The following is a 16,299-nucleotide window of genomic DNA, read 5'->3' on the forward strand; positions in this document are numbered from 1 at the left end:
TGTCGCCCGTGCCCACCTATGCCGCGCATGCAACTATTGCGTGCGCCTGATAAATAGTTGCACACGCGGGTTGTCTGCGCAAGCAGAGTCGGTTGGCTACTCCTCGAAGAGTTGTCCGTTCTCCATTCGCCACCGGCGCGTACTTCGGGTGGACTGCAGCATGCGTCGATCGTGAGTGACCAGGAGGAGGGTCCCTTCGAAGGATTCCATCGCCTGCTCGAGCTGTTCGATCGCCGGAAGGTCGAGATGGTTCGTCGGCTCGTCCAGTACCAGTAGGTTCACGCCGCGAGCTTGGAGCAAAGCAAGTGCAGCCCTTGTTCTTTCGCCGGGGGACAGGGAAGCGGCAGATCGGAGTACGTGGTGTCCGCGCAGGCCGAACTTGGCGAGCAGAGTACGGACATCGGCATCGGGCCAGTCCGGAACCTGAGCGCCGAAGGCCTCCACGACTGGTTGATCACCTTCGAACAATCCACGCGCCTGATCGATCTCACCGATCGCGACACCGGAGCCCAGCGACGCGATGCCCTCGTCCGGGACGAGTTTGCCGAGCAGGACGTTCAGGAGGGTGGTCTTGCCGGCTCCGTTCGCGCCCGTGACGAGGATTCGATCGCCCCAGTCGATCTGTGTCGTGACCGGACCGAACGTGAACTGACCGCGCGTTACCTTGGCACCATTCGTGGTTGCGACAACGGATCCGGACCGCGGAGCCGCCGCGATCTCCATGCGAAGTTCCCACTCCTTGCGCGGTTCCTCGACCACTTCGAGTCGCTCGATGCGACGTTGAGTCTGGCGTGCCTTCGCGGCTTGCTTCTCCGTCGACTCGGTCCGCAATCCGCGTCCGATCTTGTCGTTGTCCTTGGCCTTACGACGCGCATTGCGGACGCCGTGTTCCATCCAGTTGCGCTGCATTTGTGCGCGATCTTCGAGATCGGAGCGGGTGCCTGCGTATTCCTCGAACGCCTCGCGTGCGTGCTGGCGGGCGATCTCGCGTTCGGCGAGGTACGACTCGTAGCCGCCGTCGTAGACGGCGATGTCCTGTTGTGCCAGATCGAGTTCCACGATCCCCGTGACGGTGCGCGAGAGGAACTCGCGATCGTGGCTCACGACAACCAGCGCCGCTCGGGTCTCGGCGACAAATCGCTCCAACTGCTCGAGACCCCGCAGGTCGAGATCGTTGGTGGGTTCGTCCAACAGGAGAATGTCGTAGCGCGAGAGCAACAGCGACGCGAGCCCGGCGCGTGCGGCCTGACCGCCGGACAGTGCCGTCATGTGAGCTTCGAGCGGAACTCCGAGCCCGAGTTCTTCGACCACCTTCTCAGCGCGCTCGAACAGATCGGCGCCGCCGAGAGCGAGCCAGCGTTCGAGAGCCGGAGAGTACAGATCCTCCTCGGCTTCAGCCAGGGTTTCGGCCGCGGCGTTCATGACCGCCTCGGCATGTGCGACCCCGGTGCGTCGGCCGAGGAACTCGAGGACGGTCTCGCCCTCGATGCGGTCGGGTTCCTGTGCGAGATAGCCCACCGCAGCGTCTGGCGGGCTGAGGATGATCGAACCTTCGACGTCGGCAGTTCCGATTCCCGCCAGTGCAGTGAGAAGCGTCGACTTGCCGGCGCCATTCGCGCCGACGAGGCCGATGACGTCGCCGGGCGCGACGGTGAGATCGAGGTCGGAGAACAGAGTGCGTTCTCCCCGGGAGGCAGAGAGGCCGCTGATGCGCAGTGTTGCAGTCACCTGAGAAGTATCCCCGGCGCTGTGCGCCTGTGTTAATCGGTGCTGTGCGCCTTTATTAACCGCGGGCGGTTAATAAAGGCGCACAGCAGTCAGTCACGGACCAGGTGGTACCAGCACGGATGTGCCGCACGGACCGGAAGTGGCGATTCACTCACGTCGGCGGCCGTACTCGAGGCCATCGACCAACCGTCGAATACTCGCATGACGTCCTCCTCGGAGACGCCATGTGGCATCGGCCAACGGTGACCTGGCCCGAATGCGAACATCACCATGGACGCCCCGGGTGCGGTGATCGCGTTGACCGACCTCCCGTAGTCGCGTCGTTGATGATCGGTGAGCCCGTGAAAACAGCCGATGTCGAGCACCAGCATGTGCCCGCCGTCGACAGCAATGTGCAGGTCTGCCGCGTCCTCGTGGAGGAACCGGACGTCGACGTGTGCTTCACGCGCGTGAATGCGCGCTTTGTCCAGCGGTTCCTGTTCGGCGTCGACGCCGGTGACGTGCCACCCGCGTTGCGCCAGCTCGATGGAATGGCGTCCGGTGCCGCAACCGATATCGAGTGCGCGGCCACCTTCCGGGAGGGGAATCGCATCCAGAAGGCCGGACAGTTGAGCGTCGAAGCCGTGACCGGTGTGCTCCCATGGAGTGACGCCGACCTTGTAGGCGAGGCGATATCCGAGATTCATCGCTCTCTCTTTTCTCGAGGCGATTCGATTACTTGTATTCCAAGGTAGACCGGCATTTCGGGTGCGACAAGGGTGCGAAGAGGAGGTTCGGTGGGGAATGCCTCCTGGCGCCCGTGCGTTGGATCCACATATGACCGAGACCAACGATGTGACCTCTGTACCGACCATTGTTCTGAACGACGGTAAGACGATCCCCGCACTGGGATTCGGTGTGTTCCAGGTTCCGGACGACGAGACGCAGGAAGCCGTCTCCACCGCCCTGAAGACCGGCTACCGCAGTATCGACACCGCCAAGATCTACGGCAACGAGGTGGGCGTCGGCCGCGCGATCGCCGAATCCGGCATCGCCCGCGAAGACCTCTACATCACGACAAAACTGTGGAACGACGATCAGGGCTACGACTCGACGCTAGCCGCCTTCGACGCCAGCCTCGACAAGTTGGGTCTCGACTACCTCGATCTGTACCTGATCCACTGGCCGGTTCCGTCCAAGGACCTGTACGTCGAGACCTTCAAGGCATTCCAGAAGCTCAAGGCGGACGGACGGGTTCGATCCATCGGCGTCTCCAACTTCACCATCGAGAACCTCGAGCGTGTCATCGGTGAAACCGGCGAGGTGCCGGTCCTCAATCAGATCGAGCTTCACCCCAAGTTCAACCAGGCCGAACTGCGCGCTTTCCACACCGGCAAGGGAATCGCGACGGAAGCGTGGAGCCCGCTCGGCCAGGGAACTGTTCTCGGTGACCCCGTCATCACCGCTATCGCCGACGCTCATGGCGTCACCGCGGCTCAGGTGATCATTCGCTGGCACCTGCAGATCGGAAACGTGGTGATTCCGAAGTCGGTGACCCCCGAACGTATCGCCGCAAACTTCGATGTCTTCGGATTCGAACTGACGCCGGAACAAATCAACGCGATCGGTGCTCTCGACGACCCGGCCGGCCGCATCGGCCCCGACCCGGTCACGCTCGGCAGCTAGAACTTCCGGTAGACCCACGAACGGCACTCCCGCAATCGCGGGAGTGCCGTTCTGTCGTGCGAGGTCAGTTCAGGTGCGTGCGATGTTCTGCAGTGAATGCGATGTGCTCGTCCGCGCGTCCGGTGCGTAGCTTCTCGACCCACTCGGGATCGGCGAGCAGCGCGCGTCCGATGGCAACCATGTCGAATTCACCCCTATCGTACTGAGCTTCGAGACGCTCCAGCCCCGTGACAGCCGATGCGGCGTCGCCGGTGAATGCCGTCGTGAACACGGAGTCGAGTCCGACCGAGCCGACGGTGATGGTCGGCAACCCGGTCAGCTTCTTCGTCCAGCCGGCGAGGCCGAGCTTGCCGTCTTCACCGTCGAGTTCAGCGAACGCCGGTTCCCAGTGGCGCCTCGTCGACGGATGCAGAACGTCGACGCCGGCGTCGACCAGGGGAGTGAGGATGCGGCCGAGTTCAGCCGGGCTCTGGGCGATACGAGCGTCGTAGTGGCCGGACTTCCACTGCGAGAATCGGTAGACGATCGCGAACTCGTTTCCGACAGCCTCTCGGATTGCGGCGACGACCTCGGCCGGGAAACGGGTGCGGGCTTCCAGTGATCCGCCGTATTCATCGGTGCGGACATTGGTTCCGGCCCACAGGAATTCGTCGAGCAGGTAGCCGTGCGCTCCGTGCAACTCGAGCCCGTCGAAACCGGTGTTCTTCGCGTTGAGTGCGGCGTCGACCCACGACTGCTTCAAGGTGTCGAGATCCGAGGTGGTGAATTCTCGTCCCAGACGGGTGCCGTCCAGCGCCAGGCCGGAGGGGCTGACGGTTTCGACCTCGGGGTTCAGACGCGAGTTTTCGCCGCGCTCGACTCCGAGGTGCCACAGCTGAGGAATGATCGATCCACCCTCGGCGTGCACGGCGTCGACTACCGACTTCCAGCCGCCCAGGCTCGAATCACCGTAGATGCGCGGTACGCGGGTGTGCGGGCCCGCTGCCGGGTCCGGGATATAGGTGCCTTCCGTGATGATCAGGCCGACCCCGCCCGCTGCGCGACGACGGTAGTACTCGGCCACGTCGGCGCCGGGGATTCCGTCAGGAGAGAAGGCGCGAGTCATCGGGGCCATCGCAAAACGGTTGCGCAACGAGAGTGATTTGACCTCGAAAGGCTCGAAGAGGCCGCGCAACGCGGAGGCCTCGGGTGCTGTCGATGTGTCGGGAAGAGTCACGGGTTTGTTCAACGCGGCGGACCCTCGACCTATTCCGCCGCCTGACTTTATCTCACCGAAATCTGCAAAAGGTTGCGTACGTTCGGTTTTCGATTGATGCCCACGTCGCCGAAACTTAGTTTGTGCATTAACTATTAACATGCGATATGGTCGTGCGGAAAGTTCTTGAGGGCGGTATCGAGCACGAAAGAGGACGCGCGAGCATGACAACAACGGTGCCGGACGAGCGGACCGGAGAGCTGGAGCCGATTCCGGAGCGGCCGTACCCGAAGCGTCGTGATCCCAAGGGGTCGTGGATGTTCGACATGATCAAGACCACCGATCACAAGAAGATCGGGATCATGTACATGATCACGGCTTTCGTGTTCTTCTTGATCGGCGGCCTGATGGCCCTGTTCATGCGTGCGGAACTGGCTGTCCCCGGGATGCAGTTCCTCTCGAACGAGCAGTTCAACCAGTTGTTCACCATGCACGGCACGATCATGTTGCTGCTGTACGCGACGCCCGTCGTTTTCGGCTTCGCGAACTACATACTTCCGCTGCAAATCGGTGCCCCGGACGTGGCCTTCCCGCGCTTGAACGCATTCGGCTTCTGGCTCTTCACTTTTGGTGGTTTGATCGTACTCGGCGGATTCCTCACACCGGGCGGCGCTGCCGACTTCGGTTGGACTGCGTACACCCCGCTGTCGGGTGCGGTGCACAGCCCCGGCGTCGGAGCCGACCTGTGGGTCTTCGGACTGACAGTGGGCGGTCTCGGCACTATTCTCGGTGCGGTCAACATGATCACCACGGTGATCTGTTTGCGCGCACCAGGCATGACGATGTTCCGGATGTCGATCTTCACCTGGAATATCTTCATCACCAGCATTCTGATCTTGATGGCGTTCCCGCTGCTGACCGCTGCATTCATGGGTCTGTTCGTCGACCGTCACCTCGGTGGGCACATCTTCGACCCGGCAACGGGCGGTGTGCTCCTGTGGCAGCACCTGTTCTGGTTCTTCGGTCACCCCGAGGTGTACATCATCGCGCTGCCGTTCTTCGGCATCGTCTCGGAGATCTTCCCGGTCTTCAGCCGTAAGCCGATCTTCGGATACACCGGTTTGGTTTACGCGACACTGGCGATCTCAGCTCTGTCCATCGCGGTGTGGGCTCACCACATGTATGCGACGGGTGCTGTTCTCCTGCCCTACTTCTCGTTCATGACGTTCCTGATCGCCGTGCCGACAGGTGTGAAGATCTTCAACTGGATCGGCACGATGTGGAAGGGGCAGTTGACCTTCGAATCGCCGATGCTGTTCTCGGTCGGCTTCCTGATCACCTTCCTCTTCGGTGGTCTGTCGGGCGTCATTCTCGCGAGTCCGCCGCTCGACTTCCACGTCACCGACACGTATTTTGTTGTCGCCCACTTCCACTACGTGGTCTTCGGTACGGTCGTGTTCGCCACGTACGCCGGTATCTACTTCTGGTTCCCGAAGATGACCGGTCGCATGATGGACGAGCGCCTCGGCAAGTGGCACTTCTGGACCACGTTCGTCGGCTTCCACGGCACGTTCCTCGTCCAGCACTGGCTCGGTGGCGCAGGTATGCCCCGTCGTTACGCAGACTACCTGCCCTCGGACGGATTCACGGTGCTGAACTCGGTGTCCACGATCTTCGCCTTCGTGCTCGGCGCGTCGACACTGCCGTTCATCTGGAACGTTTTCAAGAGTTACCGCTACGGCGAGGTGGTCACCGTCGACGATCCGTGGGGTTACGGAAACTCGCTCGAGTGGGCGACCACCTGCCCGCCGCCGCGTCACAACTTCACCGAGTTGCCGCGCATCCGTAGCGAGCGTCCGGCGTTCGAGCTGCACTACCCGCACATGGTGGAGCGAATGAGGGCGGAAGCGCACGTGGGCCTCACCGGGCAACCCACGTCGACATTGGAGAAGAGTGACGATAGTCGCCAGATTGATTAGTGCGATAATAGTTACTGCACTAATTAATCTGGTAACATCGGATTCATGACGACGAAGGCTCCGCAGACGCAGATGGACGATCCGCTGGCTCTCGACCGGCAGGTGTGTTTTGCACTTGCGGTCGCGAACCGGGCAGTCCTGTCCGTCTACCGGCCACTGCTCGAGCCGATGGGCCTCACACATCCCCAGTATCTGGTGATGCTTGCTCTGTGGGGGAAGTCGCCCATGGCGGTCAAGGAAATCGGGCAGGCACTGCAGCTCGATTCGCCGACACTCTCGCCGCTCCTCAAGCGACTCGAGGCGTCCGGGTTGATCACGCGAACCCGTAGCCGCGCCGACGAACGTCAACTCGACGTCGACCTCACCGAAGCCGGTGTGGCACTGCGTGACGAGGCGGAGAAGATCCCGCCGGCGGTTGTCGCGAAGCTCGGCGTCAGCCTCGCCGAACTCGAAGAACTACACAACGTTCTGACGCGGGTCAACGAGGCCGCGCTCCGCGCCGGGGCCTTGGACCAATGAGAGAAATGTGATGACCACATCTGAAAGAAACGTGACGACTGCGTCAAGACCGATGCGTACCGAACAGGTGACTTCCGTGACTTCCAAAAAGCAACGCACGAGCCCGAATCCCCTTCAGTGGTTGGGTTATTCAGTGGGGCGCAAGTTGCCCGATTCGATGCAGGACTGGGTGCGAAACGACCTGATCGGTGACTGGGCTGTGCCACGTCACCTGATCCGCAGCATGGTGCCGTTCATTCCCGTCTTCGCGGCCTTCATGCTCTTCCCCGGGCCGTGGGCCCTGCGGGCGTCGATGGTGCTGCTCGGAGTGCTTCTGGCGCTGTTCTATTCGGTCTCCTACATGGCTCAGAACAGGTCGCGTCGCCTCGAGCGTCACGGTTTGCCTTCCGACCTCGAGAACCCGAAGAAGATCTCGCGCCACGACGCCGAGAAGGCCGCCTACGAGAAGTTGCACGGCGGCCCCGCGACCTAGACGACTCGGTCAGATGCCGTGAAGGGCGCTGCCGCCGTTCATCTCGCAGACGCCCTGCTCCATGGCCGCCGAGAAACCACCCTCAGGCTCGGTCGAACGAAGAGCCGAGTCGACGTCCTGCTCGACCAGGTATCCGTTGATCGCGATCGCCGCGGTTGAACCTGCAGCCGCAGCATTGATTACCTGTGCGCGAGGGTCGACGACGTTGCCGGCGCCCCAGATACCGGGAACACTGGTGGCGCCGGAATGATCGACAGCCACGAATCCCGTGGGGCTGGTTTTGCAGCCGAGTCGCGTCAGATGTGCGTCGTTCGGAACGAAACGCGGCGCAACGAACAGTGCTGAGCGCGCAACCAGTTGGCCGTTGTCGAGTTCGACGGCTTTCAGTTTGCTTTTCTCGCAGACCAATCCAGATACCGATCCGTCGGCAACCGTCACTCCTCGGGCAGCCAGTCGCGCGCGTTCGTCGGGGGTGAGCGAGATCTTGTCGGGGAAGAACGTCACATCCGACGACCACTGTCGGAGTAGAAACGCCTGGTGAAGTGACATCTCGCGAGCGTCGCCGCCGAGAACGCCGATCGGTTGGTCGCTGATCTCGTACGCATGGCAGTACGGGCAATGGAGCACGCTTTGCCCCCAAAGCTCCTGGATGCCTGGTATTTTCGGGAGTGAATCCCGTAGGCCGGTGGCAACCAGCACAGTACGAGTTTCGAGCGTCGTGCCTCCCGACAGTTCGACGACAAAGCCGGGTTCGATACCGCGCCAGGAGATGTCGACTACGTCATCGCGTTTGAATTCGACTCCGTACGTCTGTAATTCGCTGCGTCCGACGGCGAGCAACTCACTTGGCGCCATGCCGTCTCGCGAGAGGAAGCCGTGCATGTGTGCTGCCGGTGCGTTGCGCGGTTTGCCGGAATCGATGACGGCGACCGAGCGCCGAGCACGACCCAACACCAGGGCTGCGCTGAGTCCGGTGGCGCCACCGCCGACGATCACGGCGTCGAGGGTCTCTGTTTCAGTGTGTGTTCGCATGAGCACAGATTGCTCGCGGAGGAGGTTCGTCAGCAACTAATGTTGCCATTTCTGGGAATCGTCGTCAGACTCGGAACCATGAATGTCAACGGTCCGCACATCGATGCCGCCATCTCGCAGATCGGCGCGCGCCTCAAACGCATTCGTACACAGAGGAACGTCACGCTCACAGCGCTGTCCGAGTCCACCGGTATTTCGAAGAGCACCCTGTCGAGGCTCGAAGCGGGGGAGCGTCGACCCAGTCTGGAGTTGCTGCTTCCGATCGCGCTTGCCCACCAAGTGCCGTTGGACCAACTGGTTGCGGCACCACAGGTCGCCGATCCACGTATCCAGAGTGCGCCTCGAAGCGTCAGTGGGCGAACGGTATTGCCGCTGACTCGGCAACCCGGTGGGCTGCAGGCATTCAAGATGACCATCCCGGCAACCCAGACGGACCCCGACCCGCAAGTGCACGACGGCTACGAATGGCTGTACGTGTTGTCGGGGAGGTTGCGGTTGGTGTTGGCCGATCACGACATCGTGATGGGTACGGGAGAAGCTGCTGAATTCGACACCCGAAACCCGCATTGGTTCGGTAGTGACGGCGGCGGCCGGGTCGAGGTACTGAGTCTGTTCGGCCCCCAAGGAGAACGCGTCCACGTACGGGCCAAGCCTTCGCCGAAGTGACGGCCAGTCATACTTTCATTCGATGCTGCCGGAAGCGAAGAGGACAGTGAGGATCCGTGCGAATCGAAATTGACGACCTGAGTCGGGATGTGGTCCGTGCTCTACTGACCGAACATCTCGCCGACATGCATGCGATCTCGCCCGCGGACAGCGTTCACGCGCTGGACATCACCGGGCTGACGGATAGCTCCGTGACCATGTGGACGCTGTGGAGCGAAGGTGACGATCTACTCGGTTGTGTTGCACTCAAGGAACGGTCGTCGACCGGTGGCGAGATCAAGTCGATGCGAACCTCATCGGTAGCTCGAGGGCGTGGCGTGGGTACGCGACTTCTTCAACACGTCGTGGACGAGTCGAGACAACGAGGTTACCGGCAACTCGAATTGGAGACCGGCACACAGGACTTCTTCGATCCGGCACGCCGACTGTATGCGAGATTCGGGTTCGTCCCGTCTCCACCGTTCGGAAACTACCGCGAAGATCCGAACAGTGCATTCTTCGTTCTCACCCTGTGAGCAGCTCTCATTCGGTGAACATTCTGGCAGTTATTCGTCGTACTGCGCTCTCGGAGTTCATGATTGCGGTGTCGAGCACGAGCCGTTCCGTGGTCCACGGCTCGTAGTCTCGATCCAGGATTTCCTGCCACGTAGGTAGTACAAGATCCGGGATGTCGACGACTCGCCGTTCTGCGCGTCTGCGATGCTCGTCGGGATCCGAACAGATGACTTCGACACTGAGCAAGCGCGCCGAATTCTGTTGTGCGGTAGCGGACCAGGCGTTTCGTGTCGCCTCGACTGGGTTGACGGCTTCGACCACGACCGAGAGTCCCAGTCGCAATTGTTCGGCGGCGAGCGCGTACCCGGTGATGTATCCGGCGGTCCCGGATACATCAGCGATACCGCTGCGGATCAGCGACTGTTCGATGGTATCGATCCGCACGTAGGGGATCTTGTGATGCTGAGCAAGCGCCCGCGCGATCGTCGATTTGCCGGTGGCCGGCAAACCACCGATCACGACCAGTGCCGCGTCGGCCGACGGCTGGGGGTTGTGTCCGGCATCCACCATCCCCGCAATGTACGGGGCGTTGTCGATTCACATCGACTCGCCCCGCACTCCTCTCAGTTCGAGGTCGCGAACTCTCGTGCTTCGAACGCCAGGTCGTCGGCGGCGGATTCCATCCGTGCTGTCGCACGGTTGGGTGCTGTCAGCACGGCGACAATCGGAACTGCCAACGCCAGCAGGCCGAGAACGAAGACGGGGAAGAGGAATGAGAACACTTCGAGTCCCTGCGGCGCCGGGGCTGCCGCGTCGTGAACAACCTCGACTGCGGCCATTCCGGTGTAGTGCATACCGACGACGGCGATGCCCATGATGATTCCGGCGACAAAACGCAGAATCGTGGACTCGAGCACCATGGTGAACCACAGTGCAGCGGTTCCGGCGACGACTGCGATGAGAACCGACAATGCAACGAAGAGCAGGTCGTAGTGGATCTCACCCTGAAAGCGCAAGGCGCGCATGCCGGTGTAATGCATGATGTTCACGGCGAGACCGGTCACCACGCCGCCGATCAGAAGCCGCGTCCAGCGGAATTCGGTCCCGATGATCAGCAGACCGACAAAAACAGCACCTACTGAGATGATCGCGGAGATCACGGTCCATCCGAGGTTGTATCGAATGGGACTGCCGGGGACTGCGAAGCCGAGCATGGCGATGAAGTGCATCAGCCAGATGGCGACACCACCGATCGACAGGGCAGCCATGGCGAGCCATCGCATGCGTGTGGCGGTTGTCGTCGCCGACGCTGAATGCCTGGTGCACGCCAGGCCGACTACCGACCCGACCACGGACACGACGTAGGCGAGCCCGAGCAGCCAGATTCCCATCGAGAAATGGTGCATTTCATCCGACATGCCAGTTCCTTTCGGCGACGATTCGCATCTGGTGATTCATCTAGACGACTGCTTCAGCTGCAAGTCGTTCGAGGGAGTACTCGGTGACGGCGATCAGCGCGCGTTTGGCCGATTCGCGGTTTCGGGCGTCGATCTCGATCATGGGAACGCGGTTGGGTAGCGCCAATGCCTGCCGGAGATCGCTCGCCGAATGGATTGGTGCGCCGTCGAAACGGTTGACCGCCACAATGAACGGGAGCCCTCGCGCCTCGAAGAAGTCGACTGCAGCGAAGCTGTCTTCCAGGCGGCGCGTGTCGACCAGAATGACCGCACCGATTGCACCGGTGATCAAGTCGTCCCACATGAACCAGAAGCGGCGCTGTCCCGGGGTTCCGAACAGATAGAGGACCAGGTCGTCGGCGAGAGTGATGCGCCCGAAGTCCATCGCGACCGTCGTGGTGCTCTTGTCGGGAGTGGAACCGAGATTGTCGATACCGTCGCTGGCGTCGGTGACCATTGCCTCCGTGCGAAGGGGGACGATTTCGGAGACGGTCCCCACAAGCGTTGTCTTGCCAACACCGAAACCCCCGGCGATCACGATTTTTGTCGATTTCACGCGAGACGATGAGTCAGAGTGCCCGAAGTCCACTGAGGGTCCTTTCGATCAGTTCGCGTCGCTCGACTCGAGATGCGTCGCTTCGCAGAGTGGCATGTATTTCCAGTGATCCGGCTACTACGAGGTCGGCAACCAGTACCCGCACGACTCCGATCGGAACACCGAGGTGGGCAGCGATCTCGGCAATCGAGATCCGCTGCTCGCAGAGTGCGACGATCGATGCACGAATATCCTGCGGTGCAAGATTGTTCGAGACCACGTCCTCGATCGTCGCGATGATCGCTTCGAGCGGGAGGTCGATGGACGGCAGGGTCCGACCTTCGGTGAGCGCGTACGGCCGGACCAAGCTGGGTTCGGCGTCGTCGTACTCGGATTGATGGTGAGGCATCGAACTCAAATACCCTGCGACGTTCGCGGGGCAATGTCCATCGTGGTCCCGACGCGATCGACGAGAGTCGCCATTTCGTAACCGATCTGGCCGATGTCGCATCCGGCGACAGCGAGGGCGGCAAGGTAAGCGCCGCTACCGACGCCCATGAGAAGCAGGTAGCCGTTCTCCATCTCGACGACGGACTGCATGACGGCCCCACCGTCGAAGAGGCGTGACGCCCCCGCGGACAGGCTGGCGAGTCCGGAAGTGACAGCGGCCAATTGATCCGCCCGATCGAGCGGAAGGTGTGTGCTCGAGGCGGTCAACAACCCGTCGGCTGAGACGATGATCGCGTGACTCACACCCGGCACGTCTCGGGCAAAAGCCGAAACCAGCCAGTCGAGTGCGCGGGGAGTCTCTTGGGCTCCGACAGTGTTCACTGTTCTCCTTCATCGTTGTGCAACATCGTGGACGATTCGAAAGACTGTCCGCCATCGGGCTGATGGTCGGCGGCGCGCCGACGCCCTCGTTGTACTCCGGATTGGTAACTGCTCCAACCACGTTGGACGTCCGCCGGATTGGATGCATGGCGCTGTGTCGTACCGCCTCCGCCGACGGCACCAGGAACCAGGCGGGCTCCGCGGTCTCGAATGGGCAGACCGGAATCGGCGATCTTGGTGACCGGCATCTCGAACGAGGTCCGAGCGGCCAGCCAGCCTTGATCCGCGTCGGTGGTCCACGAACTGCCGGTGGAAGCCGCCGAAGTCTCCGCCGTCGGATCCACGAGCCACTCCGACACCATCCGGGCGAAAATCGGCATCGTGGTCGGAGCAGAGGGTACGCCGTTCGAGTTGCCGTCGCCCGCGCCGTCAGCCCTCGCCGATGCGCGAGCAGAGAGCCCGTCACGGGTGCGTGAGGAGAAGAATGCCGCAGTATTTGTCGGCGTCGGGGCTGAGAGCCGGTGCCGCGGCGGCGGGGTTGTCGACGGTTGTGGACCCACCGGGATCTCGGGACCCTGTGCCGGCGAGGCGAATTCCGGCGAGGGAGTACGAACGGGAAGGGACGTCGATGTGCTTGTGCCCTCGGGATCGGGCAGAGGAGCGAAGGACGACACCGAGGTGGCGGGTGCAGCAGTGGTCGGAGTCGAGGTGCTGACTGCCGGTACTCCACTTGTGCCCGGAGTGCGACGTGGCAATCCCGAAGGCGCTGTTGCCGTAGGAGTGGATTGCGGTGTGATCGGGGCGAACGTCTCGGTCCGATCGGTACTGTTACCGGGCGTTCGACGCGGGAGATCAGCGAAACTTCTGGTCGCAGGCCGCGGGGGTGCGGATTCGGTCGGGACGGGCTGTGACCATGACGGTGCAGGCGGTGTGGGAGGGGGAGTCCGATCGAGCGTGGGAACGGGTCCGGTTCGCGGCGTGCGGATCTCGGGTCCCCGAGACGAATCGAGTATCGACGTCGGTAGGAGCACCGTTGCGGTGATGCCGCTGTGCGTCGATGACGTTGCCGTCGGGCGCAGGCGCACAGAGATGTTGTAGCGACGGCTGATTCGGCTCACGACGAACAAACCCATGCGACGCGCTGTATCCGCGCTCATCTCGCCGCCGGCGGCGAGGCGCTCGTTGGCATCGAGGATATCGGCAGGCGACATGCCGATACCGAGATCTGCGATCTCGACGATCATGGAGCCGTCGATAGTGCGGGCAGCGTTGATGGAGACGGTGGTCTCCGGTGGGGAGTACCGCAGAGAATTGTCGAGCAGCTCAGCGATGAGGTGAACGACGTCCGGGGCAGCATGACCGGTGACGACTCCGGGCGGGATCTGCCCGAGTTCGACGCGTCGATACTCCTCGACTCCTGATACCGCGGCGCGAAGGGTATCGCCGAGAGCGACGGGGGCGGTCCTGGCGCGGCGTACATCGGTTCCGGCGAGAACCAGCAAGTTGTCGCCGTTTCGACGCATTCTCGCGGCGATGTGGTCGAGCCGGAACAGATTCTCGAGGCGACGCGGGTCGTCTTCGTCCTGCTCCAACTGTTCGATCAAACCGAGTTGCTGGTCGACGAGGGACTTATTGCGCCTCGACAGCGTTTCGAACATGTCGTTGACCTGGCGCCGCAGGGTGGCCTGCTCGCCGGCAAGCGTGATGGCCTGACCGTGCATGTCGTCCACCGCACGCGCAAGCTCGCCGATTTCCTCGTGGGTGCGGATCGGGACACGGGCGAAGTCGAGTTCGTCGGTACTGGCACCTGCGCGAATTCGTTCGATCGCGTCGGGGAGTCCGCGTCGTGCGGCCTGCAATGCGGCAAATCGCAACCGGCGGATCGGATCGATGAGCGATCGGCTGATGACGAGGGCGATGGCCAGTGCCAGCAGGACCGCGCCGAGCACGATTGCAGTGTCACGGAGTGCTGCGGTTCGTGCTGCATTGGATTCGGCGGTGACGGTGTCGCCGAACTCGGTGACGGTGGTGTCGGTCAGGCTGTTGTACTGGTCGTTGCCGGATTTCAGATCGGCGCCGACGCGGCTCCCCAGAGGAGAGGTCGACGGAGTTGATCCGAGGGCGTTGATCCGGTTCTGAGCAGAGTTGCTGAGGGTCTGGACGGTGTCGTTACTCCCGTCGATGGCCAGAATGTTGTTCAGAGCGACCAGTTCGGCACCGGCAGCACTGACCATCGACGTACGAGCTTGCTGGTCCGGATCACCGGAGCCGAAGAGGATTCGTTGTTCGGCCAGCGCTCGTCGCGCTTCCCAGAGTGCGGAGAGTCGACCACCTTGTTCGCGCAGGACAGGGCGTTGAGAATGCTCGACGACGCTGGTGAAGGTGCTCGAGAGTGCGCGCGAGACTTCGCCGACCCGCGAAACCAAGCGTGCGGGAGCCACCGCGCCGGCGGCGATCTCCTCGGTGATGGAACGGCTCTCGGCGAGCGCCGAAGTCACTTGGTCGTTGAGGTCGCCGTCGGACTGGAACGCGCGCGCGGCGTCTACCAGTTGGTCCATTGCGTCCGAAACTGCTTGTGTTGCCGGGCCGGTGTCAGTGCGTGCCGATGCGGCTTCGGCGAGTTCGTACAGTGCGGATTCGAGGTTGATCGCCGCGGGTACTGCGAGGGCACGCTCGGACGAGGAACTCAGCTGTGCGGCTTCTTCGAGTTCTGTCTGAACTCGAAGTGCGCCGAGGACGACGGCGACGATCATCGGCAATGCGAGAACGGCGATGACCTTCCATCCCAGGCGCCATTCGCCGATCGACCACCAAGAGGTTGTCGTGTGTGAATCGTGTTTCATGCGGAACATGGCCCCTTCACGTCAACCCCCCGTGGGTCATTGCCCGAACCCCTTCAACCCGGTTTGACCAGAAGGGGTAGTTAGCTGAACGGTAACAGACTGTTCGCTGGCTCGCTACATCCCAGTTGGCTTCATGGATCGCCGATGACTATATCCGGATTGTAAGGCCAGGTGAAAGGGTAAACGGACAAGTGCGGCGAATGGGATAGCCGGGTTGTTCGATTCGGTAACTCGTCGACTCGTTGATATGCGGCGCGCGGGAATCTCCGGAGGGATCTGACTCAGGACCTGACATCGAAGACACGTCCGAACGAGGCGCACTCGCATGTCAGACTGTGGAAACCGCACCGATGACCGAATCGAACCTTGGAGCCATAGTGGGTGGACCTGCTCGCGACGCGTTGCGCGCGATCGCCGAACTGCTAGCCCCTGACAGCACTGTCGTCATCGACCGTGTGACTCTCGCGATCGACTATCCGGAACGGTATGTCGAAGTACAGAACGAGCTGTACTCACAGACGCTCGAGAGGCCGCACCCGGAATTGGCGTGGTTTGCTCTCGTCGACGCGTTGCACGACCGAAAACTCCTGGTCTGGGTGGACTGGAACGAGGACGCTGCCGAGGTTCTCGGTCAGCTGAGAGCGCTCGCGTCGGCGCCGGCAGGATCGTGGGCGCAGAGTCTTGCCATGACCTTCGATCGAGCTGCCGGACTCGAATCGCTTCTCGCTCGAGTCGGCGACAACATCACCGAGACGGGCGTTTCACTTGCCTGGCTCGACAGCGACAGCGATACGTTTCTCATCGCGCTCGTCCCGAGTGTTCACGGTGCAACACTCGTCGAACTCGCGCTGGCAGCCGGGCACTGCGTGCGCGTGTTCTAGA

Annotated in this window: 17 protein-coding genes; 7 read left to right on the forward strand and 10 right to left on the reverse strand. The window is 62.2% G+C overall.

All coding sequences use genetic code 11. The annotated features are described in order from the left end of the window. Positions 1-96: 96 nt before the first annotated feature. Positions 97-1,728: an ABC-F family ATP-binding cassette domain-containing protein gene (locus tag EEB12_RS22710; RefSeq protein WP_020970444.1), complete on the reverse strand. Its 1,632-nt coding sequence runs from the start codon at positions 1,726-1,728 to the stop codon at positions 97-99. A gap of 89 nt (positions 1,729-1,817) precedes the next feature. Next, the gene (locus EEB12_RS22715) at positions 1,818-2,414 is read right to left on the reverse strand and encodes a class I SAM-dependent methyltransferase (RefSeq protein WP_020908736.1); all 597 of its coding nucleotides are present in this window, start codon (positions 2,412-2,414) and stop codon (positions 1,818-1,820) included. Between the two features lie 130 nt (positions 2,415-2,544). Here EEB12_RS22715 and EEB12_RS22720 point away from each other — a divergent pair, with 130 nt between their 5' ends. After that, positions 2,545-3,393 (forward strand): aldo/keto reductase, encoded by an 849-nt coding sequence (locus EEB12_RS22720; protein WP_019744860.1) that lies wholly within the window; start codon positions 2,545-2,547, stop codon positions 3,391-3,393. 64 nt (positions 3,394-3,457) lie between these two features. Here the strand turns inward: EEB12_RS22720 and EEB12_RS22725 are convergent, their stop codons facing one another. Next, on the reverse strand, positions 3,458-4,609 hold the full coding sequence (locus tag EEB12_RS22725) for an NADH:flavin oxidoreductase (protein ID WP_019744859.1): 1,152 nt from the start codon (positions 4,607-4,609) through the stop codon (positions 3,458-3,460). A gap of 203 nt (positions 4,610-4,812) precedes the next feature. Here EEB12_RS22725 and ctaD point away from each other — a divergent pair, with 203 nt between their 5' ends. From ctaD to EEB12_RS22740, 3 genes are read left to right on the forward strand one after another with little or no spacing between them, the layout of a single operon-like run. Further along, a complete protein-coding gene (gene ctaD / locus EEB12_RS22730; protein WP_141488548.1) occupies positions 4,813-6,567 on the forward strand; it encodes a cytochrome c oxidase subunit I in 1,755 nt (584 codons plus the stop codon). A gap of 45 nt (positions 6,568-6,612) precedes the next feature. Next, positions 6,613-7,086, forward strand: a complete 474-nt coding sequence (locus EEB12_RS22735; protein ID WP_019744857.1) for a MarR family winged helix-turn-helix transcriptional regulator — start codon at positions 6,613-6,615, stop codon at positions 7,084-7,086. A 52-nt stretch (positions 7,087-7,138) separates the two neighbouring features. Further along, positions 7,139-7,558 (forward strand): DUF5313 family protein, encoded by a 420-nt coding sequence (locus EEB12_RS22740; protein ID WP_042451127.1) that lies wholly within the window; start codon positions 7,139-7,141, stop codon positions 7,556-7,558. 9 nt (positions 7,559-7,567) lie between these two features. Here the strand turns inward: EEB12_RS22740 and EEB12_RS22745 are convergent, their stop codons facing one another. Then, positions 7,568-8,596 (reverse strand): NAD(P)/FAD-dependent oxidoreductase, encoded by a 1,029-nt coding sequence (locus EEB12_RS22745; protein ID WP_141488549.1) that lies wholly within the window; start codon positions 8,594-8,596, stop codon positions 7,568-7,570. Positions 8,597-8,629: 33 nt separating this feature from the next. Here EEB12_RS22745 and EEB12_RS22750 point away from each other — a divergent pair, with 33 nt between their 5' ends. After that, positions 8,630-9,256: a helix-turn-helix domain-containing protein gene (locus EEB12_RS22750; RefSeq protein ID WP_141488550.1), complete on the forward strand. Its 627-nt coding sequence runs from the start codon at positions 8,630-8,632 to the stop codon at positions 9,254-9,256. Between the two features lie 56 nt (positions 9,257-9,312). Further along, a complete protein-coding gene (locus EEB12_RS22755) occupies positions 9,313-9,771 on the forward strand; it encodes a GNAT family N-acetyltransferase (RefSeq protein WP_141488551.1) in 459 nt (152 codons plus the stop codon). Positions 9,772-9,778: 7 nt separating this feature from the next. Here the strand turns inward: EEB12_RS22755 and EEB12_RS22760 are convergent, their stop codons facing one another. The 6 genes from EEB12_RS22760 to EEB12_RS22785 are packed head-to-tail and all read right to left on the reverse strand — an operon-like array spanning position 9,779 to position 15,417. After that, entirely contained in the window at positions 9,779-10,321 is a 543-nt protein-coding gene (locus tag EEB12_RS22760) for an AAA family ATPase (RefSeq protein ID WP_141488552.1), read from the reverse strand. 53 nt (positions 10,322-10,374) lie between these two features. Then, positions 10,375-11,169 carry an MHYT domain-containing protein gene (locus EEB12_RS22765; RefSeq protein ID WP_019744851.1) on the reverse strand — a complete coding sequence of 265 codons (795 nt, stop codon included), beginning with the start codon at positions 11,167-11,169 and terminating at the stop codon, positions 10,375-10,377. A 40-nt stretch (positions 11,170-11,209) separates the two neighbouring features. Continuing rightward, on the reverse strand, positions 11,210-11,797 hold the full coding sequence (locus EEB12_RS22770; protein WP_003940118.1) for a GTP-binding protein: 588 nt from the start codon (positions 11,795-11,797) through the stop codon (positions 11,210-11,212). Continuing rightward, entirely contained in the window at positions 11,778-12,152 is a 375-nt protein-coding gene (locus EEB12_RS22775; protein ID WP_019744850.1) for a DUF742 domain-containing protein, read from the reverse strand. The genes EEB12_RS22770 and EEB12_RS22775 overlap by 20 nt, the downstream gene beginning before the upstream one ends. A gap of 5 nt (positions 12,153-12,157) precedes the next feature. Beyond that, positions 12,158-12,574 carry a roadblock/LC7 domain-containing protein gene (locus EEB12_RS22780; RefSeq protein ID WP_003940329.1) on the reverse strand — a complete coding sequence of 139 codons (417 nt, stop codon included), beginning with the start codon at positions 12,572-12,574 and terminating at the stop codon, positions 12,158-12,160. Further along, positions 12,571-15,417: an ATP-binding protein gene (locus EEB12_RS22785; protein ID WP_229756535.1), complete on the reverse strand. Its 2,847-nt coding sequence runs from the start codon at positions 15,415-15,417 to the stop codon at positions 12,571-12,573. Before EEB12_RS22785 ends, EEB12_RS22780 begins: the two co-directional genes overlap by 4 nt. A gap of 350 nt (positions 15,418-15,767) precedes the next feature. Here EEB12_RS22785 and EEB12_RS22790 point away from each other — a divergent pair, with 350 nt between their 5' ends. Beyond that, positions 15,768-16,298, forward strand: a complete 531-nt coding sequence (locus EEB12_RS22790; protein WP_258537184.1) for a hypothetical protein — start codon at positions 15,768-15,770, stop codon at positions 16,296-16,298. Position 16,299: the final 1 nt, after the last annotated feature.

Origin of the sequence: Rhodococcus sp. WS1 (genome assembly GCF_003797745.1) — a bacterium.
Classification (GTDB): domain Bacteria; phylum Actinomycetota; class Actinomycetes; order Mycobacteriales; family Mycobacteriaceae; genus Rhodococcus_F; species Rhodococcus_F erythropolis.

Excerpts from the sequence above, each read along its gene's own strand:
- EEB12_RS22715 (WP_020908736.1), bottom strand. The coding sequence starts at position 2,414 with ATGAATCTCGGATATCGCCTCGCCTACAAGGTCGGCGTCACTCCATGG.
- EEB12_RS22720 (WP_019744860.1), top strand. The coding sequence starts at position 2,545 with ATGACCGAGACCAACGATGTGACCTCTGTACCGACCATTGTTCTGAAC.
- ctaD (WP_141488548.1), top strand. The coding sequence starts at position 4,813 with ATGACAACAACGGTGCCGGACGAGCGGACCGGAGAGCTGGAGCCGATT.
- EEB12_RS22735 (WP_019744857.1), top strand. The coding sequence starts at position 6,613 with ATGACGACGAAGGCTCCGCAGACGCAGATGGACGATCCGCTGGCTCTC.
- EEB12_RS22740 (WP_042451127.1), top strand. The coding sequence starts at position 7,139 with ATGCGTACCGAACAGGTGACTTCCGTGACTTCCAAAAAGCAACGCACG.
- EEB12_RS22750 (WP_141488550.1), top strand. The coding sequence starts at position 8,630 with ATGTTGCCATTTCTGGGAATCGTCGTCAGACTCGGAACCATGAATGTC.
- EEB12_RS22760 (WP_141488552.1), bottom strand. The coding sequence starts at position 10,321 with ATGGTGGATGCCGGACACAACCCCCAGCCGTCGGCCGACGCGGCACTG.
- EEB12_RS22765 (WP_019744851.1), bottom strand. The coding sequence starts at position 11,169 with ATGTCGGATGAAATGCACCATTTCTCGATGGGAATCTGGCTGCTCGGG.
- EEB12_RS22775 (WP_019744850.1), bottom strand. The coding sequence starts at position 12,152 with ATGCCTCACCATCAATCCGAGTACGACGACGCCGAACCCAGCTTGGTC.
- EEB12_RS22785 (WP_229756535.1), bottom strand. The coding sequence starts at position 15,417 with ATGAAACACGATTCACACACGACAACCTCTTGGTGGTCGATCGGCGAA.
- EEB12_RS22790 (WP_258537184.1), top strand. The coding sequence starts at position 15,768 with ATGACCGAATCGAACCTTGGAGCCATAGTGGGTGGACCTGCTCGCGAC.